The following is a 17,181-nucleotide window of genomic DNA, read 5'->3' on the forward strand; positions in this document are numbered from 1 at the left end:
GGGTACTGCATCGCCCTTTATTTCCGCAGCTTGGTTAGACTGGTATATCCCCATTAATGAGGCTGCAAAATGACGATTCAAGTCGGCGACACCCTTCCGGAAGCCGTTTTGCAGTACATCGACAACGGCGTGCACCGGGTCGATACGCATTCGCTCTTCCACGGCAACAAAATGGTGCTGTTTGCCGTCCCCGGCGCATTTACACCTACCTGCTCCGAGCGCCATCTGCCGGGTTTTATCCAGCACCTTGACGCCTTCCGCGCGCGCGGGATCAGCGTGGCCTGCATGGCGGTCAACGATGCCTTTGTCATGCAAGCGTGGGGCAAGTCGCAGAACACCCCCGCAGGCCTGCGCATGCTGGCCGATGGCAATGCCGATTTCACCCGCGCATTGGGCCTTGAGCTTGATGCCAGCGGCTATGGCATGGGGGTGCGCTGCAAGCGCTTTGCGCTGTATGCAGAAGACGGCGTGGTGCGCGGGCTGTGGGTAGAAGCCCCCGGTGAATTCCGCGTATCCTCCGCCGAGCATGTGCTGAGCCAGCTCCCAGGCTAATACGGGTTAATTTTCACACTCGCCAATGCGGGTGAAGGCGAAGTCTTCGTAGTCCGAGCTCCAATCCCCATCGGGGTTGATCTTGGCCATATGCAGCTGGCGCGTTGCGCCTTCGCCGCTGAAATTTAACCAAGGGTTTTCATCCACGCCTTCATCATCCCAGACGAGGACATAACGCCCATCGAGCGTGCTAATGCGGCCGTGCATTTTGGGCGATTTTGCCGAGCGCCATTCCACCTGCTGCCCCACCGGGCAAATGCGCACCTCACCAAACCACGGGTCGCGCCAAACGCCTAGCCACTGCTGCATGTGCGCGGGCTTCACCGGCTTGCGTTTGGCGATGTCGGGTATGTTTTGCTGAGCCGCAGAGGCTTTCGAGGCCGGCTTCTCCAGCGCATCGGCATAGCCATTCACACCTAACGATTGCTCCGGTGCGGTAAACAGTTTTAATAACACCTCGCCCAGCACGGTGCGCGCCCGGTCGCCTTCTCCATTGATCATAAAAACAAAGCCCGATTTCTGATCGGGGAGCAGCATCATCATGGAATACATGCCGCCAAGCGTACCGGTATGTGAAACCGTCCATTGGCCATCTACATCAGCCAGACGAAAGCCGTAGGCATAGGCGTAGAAATGGGTGTTATCCCACTGCTTTTTCTGCTGCGAGATGGGCATGATCGTACGCGCCTTCCACAGCTCGGCGCGCTGGCGATCCTCTAGCCAAACCTTTTGCGCTTCGGTGGGCGCTAAAAAATTATTCGCCCATACCAGCATGTCGCTTAGGGTGCAGCGGATCCCGCCTGCTGGAGCGGAGGCGAGCGCGGCGACTTCGGCATCATCTGCGCGAGTAGGCACCACCTTGCCCGCGTCCATGCCGTGCGGCTGAGCGACGCTTCCTGCGTCCTTCAGCGCGAACGCGCCTACCTTGCAGCCGTGCAGCGCGAGTGGTGTAAATACCTCACGCTGCATCAACGTTTCGTAAGAAGCACCACCCACCGCTTCCGCCACCATGCCCGCCACCACATACAGTAGGTTGTCGTAGGCGTAGCCAGAGCGAAACTCATACGCGGGCTTAAAGTAACGCAAACCATGCAGAATATCGCTGCGCGTGAAGAGATTGGGTTCCGGCCAGAACATCAGGTCCCCGCCGCCCTGCGGCAGGCCGCTGTTGTGCACCAGCAGATCGCTGACGGTCATATGCTGGGTGACCCAAGGGTCGTGCATCGCAAAATCGGGAAGATGCTTGATGACCGGATCATCCCAGCGCAGCTTTCCTTGTTGCACCAGCCGCGCCAACAGAGAGGCGGTCATGGCTTTGCTATTGGATGCAATTTTGAACAAGGTATTTTCGGTAATGGGGTCGCCACTGCCATACACCGTTTCACCATAGCCTTTGGCAAACACAATGCGGCCGTTTTCAATCACCCCCACGGCGATACCGGGCAGTTGATAGCGCTTAATCGTTGCTTGGACAGCCGCATCAATGCTTGCAACCTCTGGCCGATGCGGCGGAGTGTGTGCCGCAGCCGATCCGATCACGCAGAACAACGCTGCGGTAAGTAGAGACGTTTTCATAGCGCGTTCCAATGGTTTGCTGGCTGTTCTTCCGCAAGAATGGCGTCTAGCGTTTGGCGGCGGCGAATCACCGCATAGCGCTCATCATCAACAAGCACTTCTGCAGGCAGCGGCCGCGAGTTATAGGTCGAGGCCATCGACATGCCATACGCGCCCGCGCTCATTACCGCGACAAGATCGCCAGCCTCACAGCGCGGCAGCGTGCGCTGCACGGCAAAAGTATCGCCGGTTTCACATACAGGCCCAACCACGTCGTATGCCAGCGCCTCACGCGTGGCATTGCTGCCCACGCGAACAATGTCGTGCCATGCTTCATACAAACTAGGCCGCAGCAGATCATTCATGGCGGCATCCAGCACCAAAAAGCGTCGCGCCTGCCCCTGTTTTTCTAAAATGACCCGCGACAGCAGCACGCCAGATTCCGCCACCAGCCAGCGCCCAGGTTCCACCAAAATGCGCCCAGTAAAGCCGTGCAGCGCTTCTCTAATTGCCTGTGCATAGTCGTGCGCATCGGGGGCTTGCTCGCCATCGCGATAGCGAACGCCCAAGCCGCCGCCCACATCAATACTGGCGATCGTATGCCCAGCGGATTCTAACGATTTCCAAAAACCCGCCATGCGGGCCAAGGCTTCTCGCACGGGCGCAAGATCAAGCAGCTGCGAACCGATGTGCATATGCAGCCCATCAAGCTGCACATTCGGCCACTGATCTTTGCCTTCAAACCATGTGCGTGCTTCATCCATGCTCACGCCAAATTTATTCTCAGCTTTCCCTGTAGAAATTTTGGCGTGCGTTTTTGCATCCACATCGGGGTTGATCCGTACCGAAGCGCGCGCCATTTCGCCGCGCGTCGCCGCAATGCGTTGGATCGCCTCTAGCTCAGCGCGCGACTCTAAATTAAACCGGCCAATGCCTGCATCCAATGCGAGACTAATTTCCGCATCGGTTTTGCCAACACCTGAGAACACGATATTTTCTGCCGCGATACCTGCACGCAAGGCGCGTTGCAATTCCCCTCCAGAAACAATATCCGCCCCCGCACCTTCTTTTGCGATCAACTGCAAGATTGCGCCATTGCCATTGGCTTTGACTGCATAGCGAATGCCCGCATCCAAGCCATTAAGCGCTTCGCGCAGCGACCGCAGTTTATTGAGGATGGCCGGCGCGGAATACACATACAACGGTGTTCCCTCTTGGCTTGCCAGCTTGTGAAGATCCAATGCAGGAAATAGTTCGGCGGTTGCGTCGTTCAACATGGGGGAGCCTCAAATAAAAAGAGGCGGCCTAAAATTTCAGGCCGCCGTCAAGGGGTACAACAGCACGGGAGGAACGTACAACAACGATTAGAAGTTATAGGTCAACACCAACTGCGCCGAGCGCGGCGCCGTCCAATTGGAGCCTTCACCAAAGGTTTCACGATACACCCCAGGGGTGACCTCATAGCGTGTGCGAACGCGTACTTCGGTCTGCTGATTGAGCAGGTTGAACACCGAGAAACGCACCTTCAGATCTACGTCCGGCACCGGCAGCGTCCATGTGACGCTTGCACCTAGATCGTATGTCCAAGGCATACGACCAAATGCCCCTAGCTCGCTGTATTGATAGGTGCGCTGCGCATAAGGCGCTGTGCAATTACTCACACAAATCCAGCCCGAACCGCCGCCGCTAAATTCGCCGGAAGAACCTGCCGCCCGGTTATCGCCCGGCCAGTAGGTGCCGTATGCGGTAATCGGCCCACCAGAAAGCACGGTCAACGTTGAGCCAAACGACCACATATCGTTCAACTTATAGCTACCGCGCAGCTTGACCTGATGACGGTGATCGTTAAACAGCACACCATAGCGCTCGTTCACCGCTGGGTGGTCGTAGTACTGCACCATGCCGGTGTCGTTATAACCGGTATCCGAATTCACCGGGCCTTCGAAGTTACCGGTGGACTTCGACCACAGATAGCTGGCATTGAATGCCCACTTACCATCCCAAGCACGGTCAATCTGGAACTCAACCGCCTTATATTCGCGCTTCGGTCGCTTGTAACCAATAATTTCACCATTGGTTTTCTTATAACCATCCACGCTGGTATCCAGCTCAACCCAGCCGCCTTGACCATTGCCCGTATCGTCACACCACAGCGTATTTTTCTCACCCGGGTTGATGATCGGCCAGTTGAAACCAGAAGGACAGTTGGCCGCCGTGGTGATGCGCGTATCTTCAATCGTACGCGTCATCCGGCGATAAGTGGCATTGACACCCCACGACCACGCCTCGTCGATCGCACGCTCATAGCCAAGGATGGCTTCATCCTGAAACACCGCCTTCAGATCTTTCGGGAAGATACCGCGCAGATCATCGCCGCCGGTATTCATACTGGTATCGGTGGGGCCAATTTGTGTGCCAACTTTCGGCGTCAAATAGGTGGCGCCCGTTTCCGGATTGGTGGCCTGTTCCCAACCTAAGAGGTTGTAGAAGCTGTACTCATCCACCATGCCGCCTGCAAACGAGGTGCTGATGATATTGGTCACCGGCAGGTAGTAGCGCCCCAAGTTACCGTAGAGCTTGGTGGTGCCATCGCCCTTCATATCCCAGCTGAAGCCGCCGCGCGGTGCAACAAGGTTTTTAATATCGATAAACGCACCGCCACTCGCGGTTCTATTCTGAAAGCTATCAATACGAACACCCAAGTTCAGCAAGAAGCTATCGGTGATGTTCCAGTTATCTTCGAGGTAATACGCGTTGTTGACGGTTTCAAACGAACCCCCAGACACCTTATGGCGCTTGCGGATCACATCGGTATTTTGGCTGAGAAACACGCCCGAACCATCCACAATTTCCACGCCAGCGTTGAGTGTCATCGCCAGCAACGCATCGCCACCCGGCCCCGGATAGAACAAGCTTTGATCGGTGGTGAGCTTTTCTTGATCCAAACCAAAGCGCAGCAAGTGGTTGCCAAGGCTCCATTCAAAATCCATGCGGCCAATCTTGCGCGTGTTATTCATCTTGGTAACCGAGCTGCCCGTTGGGTGGCAGCCAACGGTTTTACCCACTAGAGCGGCGGCACCGGCATAACTTGCGTCCACCGAAATCGAGTTGCACGCATCATCCAGTAGCGAGTGGGTATAAGCATTACGGTCGTTCTCACCGTACATCGCCTTGGCTACAAAGTTTTCGCCAAAATGACCGGTATAGGTTAGCGTCCAGTTCTTACCGCCAAAATCGTTGAGCGTGTCGCCGCCGTAGCTGCCCTTCGCTGCACTGTCCCAGTCATAGGCATAGGCAGACGCAGTTGAGTCACCCTTATCGGAGAACGCCATAAACGACAGCGCGTGGTTATCGGTGAGATTCCAATCTAGGCGCGTGCCCCAGAAGCCATTACTCGACTCGACTTCGCTCCAATCAGAACCCGTGTTATCGGTGTTGCCGGAGCTGAAATCCTGATTTTCAAACATCGCAAAGAAGAACAGGCGATCTTTCAAAATAGGGCCCGATGCCCAGACGTTGGTTTTTGTCAGGCTCGAACGGTCATGGCTACCACGCACATAAGTAGTGGGCGCTGTGGGATGCGTGAATACATGATCGTCGGTCTTGGCATTGAACGCAGCGGGCTCAAACGTCAGCTCGGCACCACCGTGAAACTCATTGCCGCCCGAGCGCACCGAGGCGTTGATGACGCCGCCTGTGCTGCGCCCAAATTCCACCGAATAGCCGCCGGTTTTGACTTGGAACTGATCGAAGAACGCGAACGGCGCACTGGAGTTGCCCTGACGGCGGTAGAAGTCCGTCACGTTCAGTCCGTTAATGTAAATCTGATTTTCAGCAACGGAAGAACCACCAAACGAGATACCGCCAAACGACGAATTACCCTTGATGACGCCCGGCGCTAGCAATGCAACCGACCCCATGCTTTGCGCCACTGGGAGCCGCGCAAGTTCTTGGCGATCAATGACGGTGGCTGTGCCGGTTGAATGCACGTCCACATGATTGACCACACCACTCCCAATCACCTGCACAGCATCTAGATTGGTGAGCCCTGCATCACTGCGCACATTGACGGTAGTGGTGCTGCCCAGATCCACAGTGAAGGCCACCGGCGCAGCGGCGCCAGCGGTGAGCTTGTAGTTACCCGGCGGCAACTGGCCAATACGGTAAGTACCGTCTTTATTGACGGTGGCGGTTCGGCTTAACCCTGTTGCGGTGTTGACCACCACAACGGTATCGCCTGCGCTGGCGCGTCCGGCGACACCACCCGTTGCGGTTTGTGCCAATGCTGGCGCGGCAACCAAAGATGATAGGCACAAGCCCAGCGCCGCAGTGAGCATGGACTTACGCATAGAACGGCTACAACGCATAACGACTCCCCAAATGGTTGGCTTCAATATGTGAACTGTCCGATGCCCGTCCTCACCTTGACGCGCTCCGCCAACAGCGGGCAGGCATTCGTTAAAGAGATGTGTACCACGGCAAATAAGGCTGGTCAATAATTTATTCTTAGCGTATATATGTGAAGAATCACCTATTACGCAACCACTGCAGCCAGCCCTTAAAATGACGACAACATCCCATTCCACTGCCGTGGTAAAGACATGAATCCGCCGTATCGACACCATCGTTATCGCCATGCCGCACCGCTGCTTGCTGCTGCGCTCGCCATGGCATTGCATGTGCTGCCCGCTGCGGCGCAAAACGCACCGCTGCCAGTTCCAGCAAGTGGGGTGATTGGCATGCAAGACGCCTATCTAACACCCGAATTTTGGATCCACCGCCAGCAGGCTCCAGACGCCATTTTGTTGCCGCGCAGCACGATCAATGCGCGCAATACGCGGCTGCTGCAACAAGATCCTTCCATGCATAACATCGCGGCATTTCCAGCCACGCTCTCTCGGGCCAAGGTGGAAGCATGGATCACCAACCTCGCCGCACCGCCCAGCAAACCGCTTTGGGATGAAGCCAGCAAACCCATCAGCAAAACCACGCTGGATGCGGTTATGGCCAACCGCGCCCTTGCTGCAATTCCGGCAACCCAGCCCACGCGCTACGGCCTGGCCATCCACCGCACCGATCAGCGCGCGTTTCCAACCTCATTCCGGGTATTTTCAACGCAGGGCGAAACCGATATTGACCGCTTTCAAGAAAGCGCCCTATTTCCCGGTGACGCAGTGGTGATTGCCCATACCAGCCGCGACGGCAAATGGCTGTTTGTTGTAAGCGAACGCTACGCTGCATGGGTTGAAACCAGCACGATTGCGGAAGGCACACGCGACGCCGTTTTAGGCTATGCCACACGCTTACCCTACCGCGTCATTACCGGCGCAAAACCCAGCACCGTATTCACTCGCGAGCAGCCGCAGCTGTCCGAACTGCAACTTGATATGGGCACGCGTGTACCGTTGGCTAGCGCAGCACCTGATCAACCCGTTAACGGGCAACACCCGTACACCGCATGGATAGTTGACCTACCGCTACGCGGCACCAATGGCAAACTGCAATTTGCCCCTGCATTACTACCGCGCATTGCCGACAGCAGCGCCGATTATCTGCCACTGACACACAGCACTATCGTGCGTCAAGCCTTCAAATTTTTAGGCGAACGTTACGGCTGGGGGCATTCGTACAACGCGCGTGATTGCAGCGGTTTTGTCTCCGACGTGTACCGCAGCATGGGCGTGCAGATGCCGCGCAATACCAGTGCGCAGGCTGTGAGCCCTGCTTTTAAGCGCACTGCGTTCACGGCCAATAGCAGCCGCGCCGAACGCATGGCCGCAGTCGCTGCGCTCGATGTGGGCGATCTCATCTACATCCCCGGCCACGTCATGATGTATATCGGCACGATCGACGGCCAGCCTTGGGTCATTCACGACACCAACGGCGGCAGCTATCTCGGCCAAGACGGCAAGCTGCACAGCATGCATTTGAACGGCGTTTCCGTCACACCGCTCCTTCCTTTGCGCTTCAACAAAACAACCGATTACGTGGATCGCATCACCAATATCGTGCGAGTAACCCAAGAATGAAAATTACTGATATCCGCTTTGGCATGCTGCGCGTGCCGCTGAAAACGCCCTTCAAAACCGCGCTACGCACCGTCAACCAAGTGGAAGACGTCGTGGTGACCATCCATACCGATACCGGCAACACCGGCTACGGCAGCGCCCCGGCCACCGCCGTGATTACGGGCGACACCCACGGCTCAATCGTTGAAGCCGTGCGCCTATACATTGCACCGCGCCTGATCGGGCAAGAGATCGCCAACCTCAACCACCTCACCTACTTGGTGCAAGGTGCAATGGAGAAAAACACCAGCGCCAAAGCCGCTGTAGAAATTGCGCTATACGACCTTTGGGGCCAGCTGTATAAGGCCCCCGTCTATCAGCTACTGGGCGGCGGCGAACCGGCCATTACCACCGACATCACCATTAGCGTGGACTACATCGACAAGATGGTGGCCGACGCATTAGACGCCGTTAATCGCGGTTTTGAATCGCTCAAAATCAAAGTAGGTAAGGATATTGGCCTGGATATTGAACGTACCAAGGCCATTCATGCCGCGGTGGAAGGCCGCGCCCTGCTGCGTCTTGACGCCAACCAAGGCTGGACCGCTAAGCAGGCCGTATATGCCCTGCAAACGTTGGAAGATGCGGGGGTGAAACTGGAGCTGGTGGAACAACCGGTAAAAGCGCACGACCTTGCCGGGATGCGCTATGTCACTGAGCGCGTACACACCCCAGTAATGGCCGATGAAAGCGTGTTCGGCCCGCGCGAAGTGGTGGAATTGATCCGCATGCGCGCTGCCGATATCGTCAATATCAAGCTGATGAAAACCGGCGGCATCTCGAATGCAGTGAAGCTCGCCGACATCTGCAGCCTCTATGGGATTGATTGCATGATCGGCTGTATGTTGGAATCTAGTATTGGGGTGGCCGCTGCCGTGCACTTGGCCGTGGCAAAATCGGACGTTATCAGCAAGGTGGATTTGGACGGGCCTTCACTATGCCAATACGATCCGGTTGCCAGTGGCGTTATTTTCAACGAATCGGAGATCAGCGTGACCAATGCACCGGGCTTAGGCATTCGCAGTATTGATGGGTTGACGCCTGTCCAAGAACTGGCCGCCTGAGGCAACCGCGTGACAACGGCGCTCACTAAAATTCGCTCCGAACGCGACCAGATGTCGGCCATCGAGCGCCGCATTGCCGACTTCATCATCGACAATGCTCAGCTGCTGCGCGACTACTCCTCCCAGCAACTGGCCAACGCACTGGGCATCAGCCAATCCAGCGTAGTGAAGTTTTGCCAAAAGCTGGGATTTAAGGGCTATCCCGATCTAAAGCTTGCGATCAGCGAAGCGGTAATCCGCGCGGATACAGGCGCAGCGCCCAGCCCGCCAAAAGGTGCATCGCCCACCAGTGTGCAGGGCTATGACCTATGGCTGCGCAAATCTGAGGCGGAAGAGGCCACGCGTTTAATCAACCCTGTTGGCACGCTTGCGCAAGTGGCGTCGATGATCGGCCAAGCGCATACCGTGTTTATTATTGGCCTTGGTGAAGACGACCTGCACGCGCGCACGCTTGCGCTGCGGCTAGCGCAGCTGGGTATTTTGACGGTGCACAATTTCGACACCGCACACATGACCGCCAGCCTCTCGGCCGCCAAGCCCGATGATGTGCTGTTGGCTTTTTCTGAACATGGATTACAGCCCACGCTAAGCCAACTCGCGCGGCACATGCGCAGCCAACAGGGCAAAGTGGTGACCATCACCCGCCACAGCGCCAACGCTCTGCGCGCGCACGCCGATATTCCGCTGCTTGTTGCCGCGCACGACGACCGCCCGCAGATCGAACCGTTGCTCTACCACTCGGCCCTGCAGCACCTTTTAGATCGCCTCTTCATTCGCCTTTACGAAGCCGACGACAGCCGCCGCACGCGCCTGCAGCAGACATTGGAGCTCACCCAACGCTGGTTAGAGTCCTGACCTGCTCATTGGATTATTTATGCCGACATATCGCTTTGCCGCTGCACTCCTTGCCATGTCCACATTAACCGCCTGTGCCCACATGCCTGCCTCTGCTTCAAGCGAAGCCTCGCACTGGGCCAATGCCGCGCAAATGGTCGTGGTGACCCCCGCCAACTGGGAGGCCACCAGTGCCACGTTGCGCCGTTTTGAGCGTCACGATCAGCACTGGCAGCAAGTGGGCAGCGCGGTTTCTGTCACGCTTGGCCGCACCGGCAGCGCTTGGGGCATGGGGCTAAATGCCACGCGTAACGATGGCCCAGTGAAGCGTGAAGGCGACGGCAAATCCCCCGCTGGCGTGTTTGCACTAGGCAGCGCATTTGGCTACGCCGAGCGTATCGCTACTGGCCTGCACTATCAGCCGATGACCACCAACGACTGGTGCATCGATGTTCCCGCATCCAATTATTACAACCAGATCATCGACCGTAGCGTGGTGAAAGCGCCCTACCTCGACCAGTCCAGCGAGCCCATGCGTCGCGACCTGCACGAAAACGGCGACCAACGTTATCGCGAAGGGTTCGTGATTCAACACAATGTCGACGGCAAAGCGCGCCAAGGTGGTAGCTGCATCTTCGCGCACCTATGGAAAGCACCCGGCGAAACCACCGCGGGCTGCACGGCGATGGCACCCGAGAGCATGGACACACTACTGGCGTGGCTGGATGAAAAGCGCCACCCTGTTTTTGTCTTGCTCCCCACCCCACAATACAGCGCACTACAGGCCTCTTGGGCGCTTCCGGAGATCGCCCCATGAGCCAAACCACGCGCGTATTGAGCGGTCTTGTTGGCGGCATCGTGCTGGGCATTTTGCTGGCGTGGCAATCGCCCGCAATGGGGCTTACCGTGGCCAGCATCGTGGAGCCGTTTGGAAAGCTTTGGCTCAATGCGCTGCAAATGACTGTGGTGCCGCTGGTATTCGCACTGGTGGTCGTGGGAATCAACCAAGCCTCTGACGCCGCCCATTCCGGGCGCGTGGCGCGGCAGGCCATCATTAGCTTTGTCATTTTGCTCACCGCCGCTGCAACGCTTGCCGCCGTGCTGGCCCCCGCAATCCTTGGCATGCTGCAGCCCGACCCCGCCGTTGCCGCAGCGCTGCGCGGACATACCGAAGCGATCTCTGCACCTAGCGGCGGCTGGGCCGATGCGCTGGTAGCAATGGTGCCCAGTAACGCAATCTCCGCCGCCGCCAACGCGGCCATGCTGCCGTTGGTGACGTTTGCGCTGTTCTTTGGCTTTGCCCTCACTCGGCTTGAACCCGAGCCGCGTGCGCAGGTTGTTGGGCTGCTCAAAGCCATCAGCGACGCCATGATCATCATTGTGCACTGGGTGCTCTGGGCCGCGCCGGTGGGCATCTTCGCGCTAGTGCTCGCGCTCACTGCGCGCGCCGGGCTGGGCATGCTGCAGGCACTGGGCATTTATATCCTGCTGGAATGTGCGCTGTATGTGCTGTGCGTGGTGCTGCTAATTGGTGTCGCGGTGGCTTTTGGCAAGCAGCGGCTAGGGCATTTCATGAGTGGTCTCGTGCCGGTGCAGGCGGTTGCCGCAAGCACCCAATCGTCGCTGGCTACCCTGCCCGCCATGCTTGATAGTGCGCAAAATCGCTTGGGCATTCCCGCCCGCGTTTCGGGCTTGGTACTGCCGATGGCGGTATCGCTGTTTCGCATCACATCCCCCATCCAATACCTCGCCACTGCCTGCTTCATCGCGTGGGCGCTTGGGGTGGCGCTTACGCCCTCGCAGCTGGCCACCGGCGTGGTGCTGAGCGTTTTGGTGAGCATGGGCTCGGTGGGCCTGCCCGGTCAAGCCATTTTCCTCGCCACCAACCTACCTATCACCACCGCGATGGGCCTGCCGATTGCGCCGCTGCCGGTACTCATGGCGGTCGATGCCATCCCCGACGTGCTCGCCACCGTGGGCAACGCCACGGGCGACATGACCGTCACCACCGTGGTGGCCGCGCGCAATACCGATCAGGAATAACTCGTTCCACTCGCAACAACCTCTTGACAACTCCCGCTGCAGTGCAGCAAAGTCGAAACTATGTCCCGCCGCATGACCACCACCACGACCATTACCACCGGTACCATTACCTCGGTGCGGTCGGTCATGCCTGGATAAACCTTCCCAGACAACGGCCCCGCAGCGAAGCAAGCGGGGCGCAAATCCCGGTTGCCGCGAGCGGGCCCCATAGGAGCCCCAATGAACGCAGCACTGCAGCAGGACGATTCAGACCCATCCAAACGCACCGCACACTGCCGAACCCATAAGTTCGGCGGCAGTTCATTGGCCGATGCTGCGCGTATTCGTCATGTTGCAGACCTGTTGATTGCCGACGACGCGGCCCAGCAAATTGCCGTGACCTCGGCCATGCAAGGCACGACCAATGCCCTGATTGCACTCAGCGAAACCGCAGCGGCGGGAGGCGACTGGAAGAGCGCGTTAGAACATGTGCGGCAGCGCCACGTCGATACTGCGCATGCCCTACTGCAGCAACCTGAAGCCATGCAGGCACGCGTCAATGCACTATGCGATGAACTAACCGAACTGCTGCACGCCACCGCCCTGCTGCGCCAACCCGGGCGCGCGGCACTAGAGCGCGTGCAGGGAATGGGTGAAGTACTCTCTACCACCCTGCTCAACGCGCATCTGTGCGAACGCGGCCACGACTACGCGCTGCTCGACGCGCGCGACGTGCTGGTGGTCAAGCACACCGACCTTGGTGCCGTGGTGGATTGGGAAGCCAGTGCGAAGAAGCTCGCAGAATGGCGCAATCAACACCCGCAGCCACGCGTCAACGTCACCGGCTTTGTGGCCAGCGACGCAAACGGCATGCCCACGACGCTTGGCCGCAACGGCAGCGACTATTCCGCCGCTATTTTTGCCAGTCTGTTTGATGCCGACGAACTGCATATCTGGTCCGACGTGGACGGTGTGCTCTCGGCCGACCCACGCGTGGTGCCAGAAGCGGTGCCACTTACCGCGATGAGCTATCGCGAAGCCTGCGAACTGGCGTATTTCGGTGCCAAGGTCATCCACCCGCAGACGATGACACCCGCCATCGCGCGCGGCCTGCCTATCTTGATGCGTAATACCTTCCGCCCCGAGTTCCCCGGCACGCGCATCGATGCCGAAGGCGATCGCGCCAGCACCGGCCCGGTCAAAGGCCTCACCTTAGGCAATCATCTTGCGCTGCTGTGCTTGGAAGGCACCGGTTTGATCGGCGTGCCCGGCACGGCCGAGCGCGTATTTGCGGCGTTACGCGCTGCACATGTATCGGTGGTGATGATTTCGCAAGGCTCCTCCGAACATTCCATTTGCTGTGTGGTGCACGAACAAGACGCTGCGCGTGCGCGTGAAGCGCTGCGTGAAGCCTTTGCCAATGAGATCGCCAGCGAACAAGTACACGGTGTCCGCATGGGTACCGGCATCAGTGTGCTGGCCGCCGTGGGCGACGGCATGGCAGGCACCCCCGGTGTGGCCGCACAGATGTTCGATGCATTGGCGCGTGCACGCGTTAATATCCGTGCCATTGCGCAAGGTGCCTCCGAGCGCAATATCTCGGTGGCCATCAGCAGCGAAGACGCCACCCGCGCACTGCGCGCCGTACACGCCTCGTTCTGGCTATCACCGCAGACCATTGCACTGGCCGTCATTGGCCCAGGCAAAGTGGGCAGCGCCCTGCTCGATCAACTGCAAACCGCACTGCCACGCCTGCGCGCCGTACACAACATCGACCTGCGTCTGCGCGCGCTGGCCACCCGCAACAAGCTCTGGCTGCACGAACACGGCAACGACGCCGATTGGCACGCGCGCATGCAAACGCCGCCCGCCGAAGCCAATCTTGACCATCTCGCAGAGCACCTTCTCGACACCCACCTTCCGCACGCCGTCATCATCGACTGCAGCGGTAGCAATAACGTGGCCGAGCACTATCCCAAATGGTTGGCCGCCGGCATCCACGTCATCACCCCCAACAAGCAAGCGGGTGCAGGCCCGCTGCAGCGCTACGCCGACATTCGCAGCGCCTGTAAAACCAGCGGCGCGCGCTTCCGTTATGAAGCCACGGTGGGTGCTGGCTTACCCGTGATTTCCACCCTGCGCGATCTACTGGATACCGGCGATGAGCTGCTCAGCATCGAAGGCATTTTCTCTGGCACGCTTGCATGGTTGTTCAATAAATTTGACGGCAGCAAACCGTTCTCTGCACTCGTGCGCGAAGCCCACACACTGGGCTATACCGAACCCGATCCGCGTGATGACCTCTCCGGCACCGACGTTGCACGCAAGCTGGTGATCTTGGCGCGCGAATCAGGCATGCCCATCTCTTTGGATGATGTGCAGGTACAAAGCCTTGTTCCCGAGGCCTTGCGCGGTGCTGATCGCGATGCATTTATGGCGGGCCTTGAAGCACTCGACGCACCGATGCAGGCGGCGCTAAATGCCGCCAAAGCGAACGGCTGTGTGCTGCGCTATGTCGCTTCACTTGATCACAACGGCAACGCCAGCGTGACGCTGAAAGAACTTCCCACCACACATGCGTTCGCGCATCTGCGTCTCACCGACAACTGCGTGTCGTTCACGACCCGCCGCTACTGCGATAACCCACTGGTCGTGCAAGGCCCGGGCGCTGGCCCCGAAGTTACCGCCGCAGGCGTGTTCTCCGATCTGCTGCGCCTTTGCGCCGCACTGGGGGCCAAGCTATGAGCGCTGCACGTCAAGAAGCGCGCGCCTTCGCGCCCGGCTCGGTGGGCAATATCGGCGTAGGCTTCGACATCCTAGGCCATAGCATCGCCGGGATTGGCGACACCGTGATTGCACGCAAAATTGCCGAACCCACCGTGCGCATTTCCGCTATTCGCGGCACCGTGGTTGAATTGCCACGAGAGGCCGAGCGTAATACCGCAGGCCAAGCGCTCATTGCGCTGCGCGAAGCGCTGGCGCTGCCGTTTGGGTTTGACATTGAAATTGAAAAAGGCATCCCGCTGGGCTCCGGCCTCGGCGGTTCGGCCGCCTCCTGCGTCGCCGCGCTGGTGGCCGCCAATGCTCTGTTAGACGACCCACTTTCAGCGCACGCACTGTACGACTTTGCGCTTGCCGGTGAAGCCGTGGCCAGCGGCGGCAAGCACGGCGATAACATCGGCCCCATGCTGCTGGGCGGCGTGGTGTTGGCCACGGCTACACGCCTCACCCGCGTGCAGGTTCCGCACGCTTGGCACGCCGCCGTGGTGCACCCACATGCCGTGTTAGAAACCCGCCACGCACGCGCCGCCTTGGCCGGGCATTACGCGCTGCACGAATTTGTGGAGCAAAGCGCCAACCTTGCACAAGTACTACTGGGCTGCGAACGCGGCGATAGCGAACTGGTGCGCGCTGGCCTGGCTGATGTCTTGGTAGAACCACGCCGCGCGCCACTGATCCAAGGGTTTGCCGAGGTCAAACAGGCCGCACTTAATGCAGGTGCGCTTGGTGCCAGCATTTCCGGCGGCGGCCCCAGTGTGTTTGCGTGGTTTGAATCTAAAGCACATGCACAGCATGCCGGTAACGCGATGGCCCAAGCCTTTGCAGATGCAGGCGTTGGCAGCGACATCCATATCACCCCCATTGCTGGCCCAGCGGCCAAGGTCCTGTTATGAACGCGTATAGCACCCGCGGGCAAGCGCCCTCCGTTTCCATTGCCGATGCCATTGCTGCAGGCCTCGCCCCCGACGGCGGGCTCTACCTGCCGGAGCACTGGCCCCAGTTTAGTACCCACGATTTTGACGGCGCAGCATCGCTCACCGAAATTGCCACGCGTTTTCTAACGCCCTTCTTTGCGGGCGATGCCTTGCAAGCGGCACTGCCTTCCATTTGTGCCAATGCGTTTGCCGTCACGCCGCCACTTGCCCCATTTGGCAAGCCCAATGACTACATCCTTGAACTCTTCCACGGCCCCACCGCCGCGTTCAAAGACTACGGAGCAGCCTTTCTTGCAGGCTGCCTCTCCGCACTGCCGCGCGGCGATAAGCCACTCACGATTGTTGTGGCCACCTCTGGCGACACTGGGGCCGCCGTTGGCGCCGCCTTCCACAACAAACCCGGCGTGCGCGTGGCGATTCTTTACCCAGATGGCCGCGTCGCGCCACGGCAAGCGCATCAGCTTGGCTGCTTTGGCGATAACGTGCGCGCCTTCCGCGTGGACGGCAGTTTTGATGACTGTCAGCACCTTGCCAAAACCCTGCTGGCCGACGCCGAATTTCGTCGCGAAGTTCCGCTGGGCTCGGCCAACAGCATTTCCCTAGGGCGCTTACTGCCGCAGGCCGCGTACTATGCCCATGCGGCACTCACCCACTTCCGTAGCACCGGCCACACACTCAATTTCGTGATCCCTACTGGCAACCTCGGCAACGCACTGGCCTGCCTACTCGCCAAGCGCATGGGCCTGCCGGTGGGCGAAGTGGTGCTGGCCAGCAATGCAAATACCGTATTGCCCGATTTTTTTGCAGGTGGCAAGTACACGCCTCAGCCCAGCCTCGCCACCCTTGCCAATGCAATGGACGTGGGTGCACCGAGTAATTTCGAACGCCTGCAAGCACTTTACCCAGACGCCACCGAACTGCGCCGCGTGCTGCGTGCAGAAGCAGTTAGCGACGACCAGATTCGCGCCACCATCGTCCGTACACGCGACACCCGACAGCAGGTGATCTGCCCGCATACCGCCTGCGCGGTTGATGTGCTCGAACGCCTGCGCGCGTGCGGCGAACAGGGCAACTGGGCCGTGGTGTCCACCGCACACCCGGCGAAGTTCCCCGAAGTCGTCGAACCACTGCTGGGGCAAGAGGTCCCCCCCCCGCCCGCACTAGCCACCATGCTCACCCGCGCAAGTCACGCAGAAGCACTGCCCAATGATGCAGCAACACTGGAAAACACCTTGCGAAATTGGTGATTTTCTACGGCAATGCGCAAAGACACATCCGACGTTTTGACATTATCACCGGCAAATTGTTCAAACCTGCGCATAGCTGCAATAATAATTGGTCATGGCCCCGTAGCTCAGCTGGATAGAGCGT

General features: G+C 58.9%; 12 protein-coding genes. 9 read left to right on the top strand and 3 right to left on the bottom strand.

Features of this window, described 5'->3' with window-relative positions; translation table 11 throughout:
- The first annotated feature begins 69 nt into the window (after window positions 1-69).
- Window positions 70-552, top strand: a complete 483-nt coding sequence (locus KUL77_RS09685; protein ID WP_297146346.1) for a peroxiredoxin — start codon at window positions 70-72, stop codon at window positions 550-552.
- A gap of 6 nt (window positions 553-558) precedes the next feature.
- Here the strand turns inward: KUL77_RS09685 and KUL77_RS09690 are convergent, their stop codons facing one another.
- From KUL77_RS09690 to KUL77_RS09700, 3 genes are all read right to left on the bottom strand, one after another.
- Window positions 559-2,127, bottom strand: a complete 1,569-nt coding sequence (locus KUL77_RS09690; protein WP_297146349.1) for a serine hydrolase domain-containing protein — start codon at window positions 2,125-2,127, stop codon at window positions 559-561.
- Entirely contained in the window at window positions 2,124-3,383 is a 1,260-nt protein-coding gene (gene lysA / locus KUL77_RS09695; protein ID WP_297146352.1) for a diaminopimelate decarboxylase, read from the bottom strand. The genes KUL77_RS09690 and lysA overlap by 4 nt, the downstream gene beginning before the upstream one ends.
- An 87-nt stretch (window positions 3,384-3,470) precedes the next feature.
- Window positions 3,471-6,455: a TonB-dependent receptor gene (locus KUL77_RS09700; RefSeq protein ID WP_297146355.1), complete on the bottom strand. Its 2,985-nt coding sequence runs from the start codon at window positions 6,453-6,455 to the stop codon at window positions 3,471-3,473.
- A 252-nt stretch (window positions 6,456-6,707) separates the two neighbouring features.
- Between KUL77_RS09700 and KUL77_RS09705 the strand changes: the two genes are divergently transcribed.
- The 8 genes from KUL77_RS09705 to thrC all read left to right on the top strand — a co-directional run bounded on the left by KUL77_RS09705 (window position 6,708) and on the right by thrC (window position 17,057).
- Window positions 6,708-8,135: an SH3 domain-containing protein gene (locus KUL77_RS09705; protein WP_297146358.1), complete on the top strand. Its 1,428-nt coding sequence runs from the start codon at window positions 6,708-6,710 to the stop codon at window positions 8,133-8,135.
- Window positions 8,132-9,238 (top strand): dipeptide epimerase, encoded by a 1,107-nt coding sequence (locus KUL77_RS09710; protein ID WP_297146360.1) that lies wholly within the window; start codon window positions 8,132-8,134, stop codon window positions 9,236-9,238. Before KUL77_RS09705 ends, KUL77_RS09710 begins: the two co-directional genes overlap by 4 nt.
- A gap of 9 nt (window positions 9,239-9,247) precedes the next feature.
- Window positions 9,248-10,093 carry a MurR/RpiR family transcriptional regulator gene (locus KUL77_RS09715; protein WP_297146363.1) on the top strand — a complete coding sequence of 282 codons (846 nt, stop codon included), beginning with the start codon at window positions 9,248-9,250 and terminating at the stop codon, window positions 10,091-10,093.
- Between the two features lie 19 nt (window positions 10,094-10,112).
- Window positions 10,113-10,889, top strand: a complete 777-nt coding sequence (locus tag KUL77_RS09720) for a hypothetical protein (protein WP_297146366.1) — start codon at window positions 10,113-10,115, stop codon at window positions 10,887-10,889.
- Window positions 10,886-12,115, top strand: coding sequence for a dicarboxylate/amino acid:cation symporter (locus KUL77_RS09725; protein WP_297146367.1), 1,230 nt, complete (start codon window positions 10,886-10,888; stop codon window positions 12,113-12,115). The genes KUL77_RS09720 and KUL77_RS09725 overlap by 4 nt, the downstream gene beginning before the upstream one ends.
- A 219-nt stretch (window positions 12,116-12,334) precedes the next feature.
- Entirely contained in the window at window positions 12,335-14,839 is a 2,505-nt protein-coding gene (gene thrA, locus KUL77_RS09730; protein WP_297146369.1) for a bifunctional aspartate kinase/homoserine dehydrogenase I, read from the top strand.
- Window positions 14,836-15,768 carry a homoserine kinase gene (locus tag KUL77_RS09735; RefSeq protein ID WP_297146372.1) on the top strand — a complete coding sequence of 311 codons (933 nt, stop codon included), beginning with the start codon at window positions 14,836-14,838 and terminating at the stop codon, window positions 15,766-15,768. The genes thrA and KUL77_RS09735 overlap by 4 nt, the downstream gene beginning before the upstream one ends.
- Entirely contained in the window at window positions 15,765-17,057 is a 1,293-nt protein-coding gene (thrC, locus tag KUL77_RS09740) for a threonine synthase (RefSeq protein ID WP_297146374.1), read from the top strand. The genes KUL77_RS09735 and thrC overlap by 4 nt, the downstream gene beginning before the upstream one ends.
- Window positions 17,058-17,181 lie beyond the last annotated feature (124 nt).

The sequence above is a fragment of the Thermomonas sp. genome (genome assembly GCF_019104945.1).
Taxonomy (GTDB): Bacteria; Pseudomonadota; Gammaproteobacteria; order Xanthomonadales; family Xanthomonadaceae; genus Thermomonas.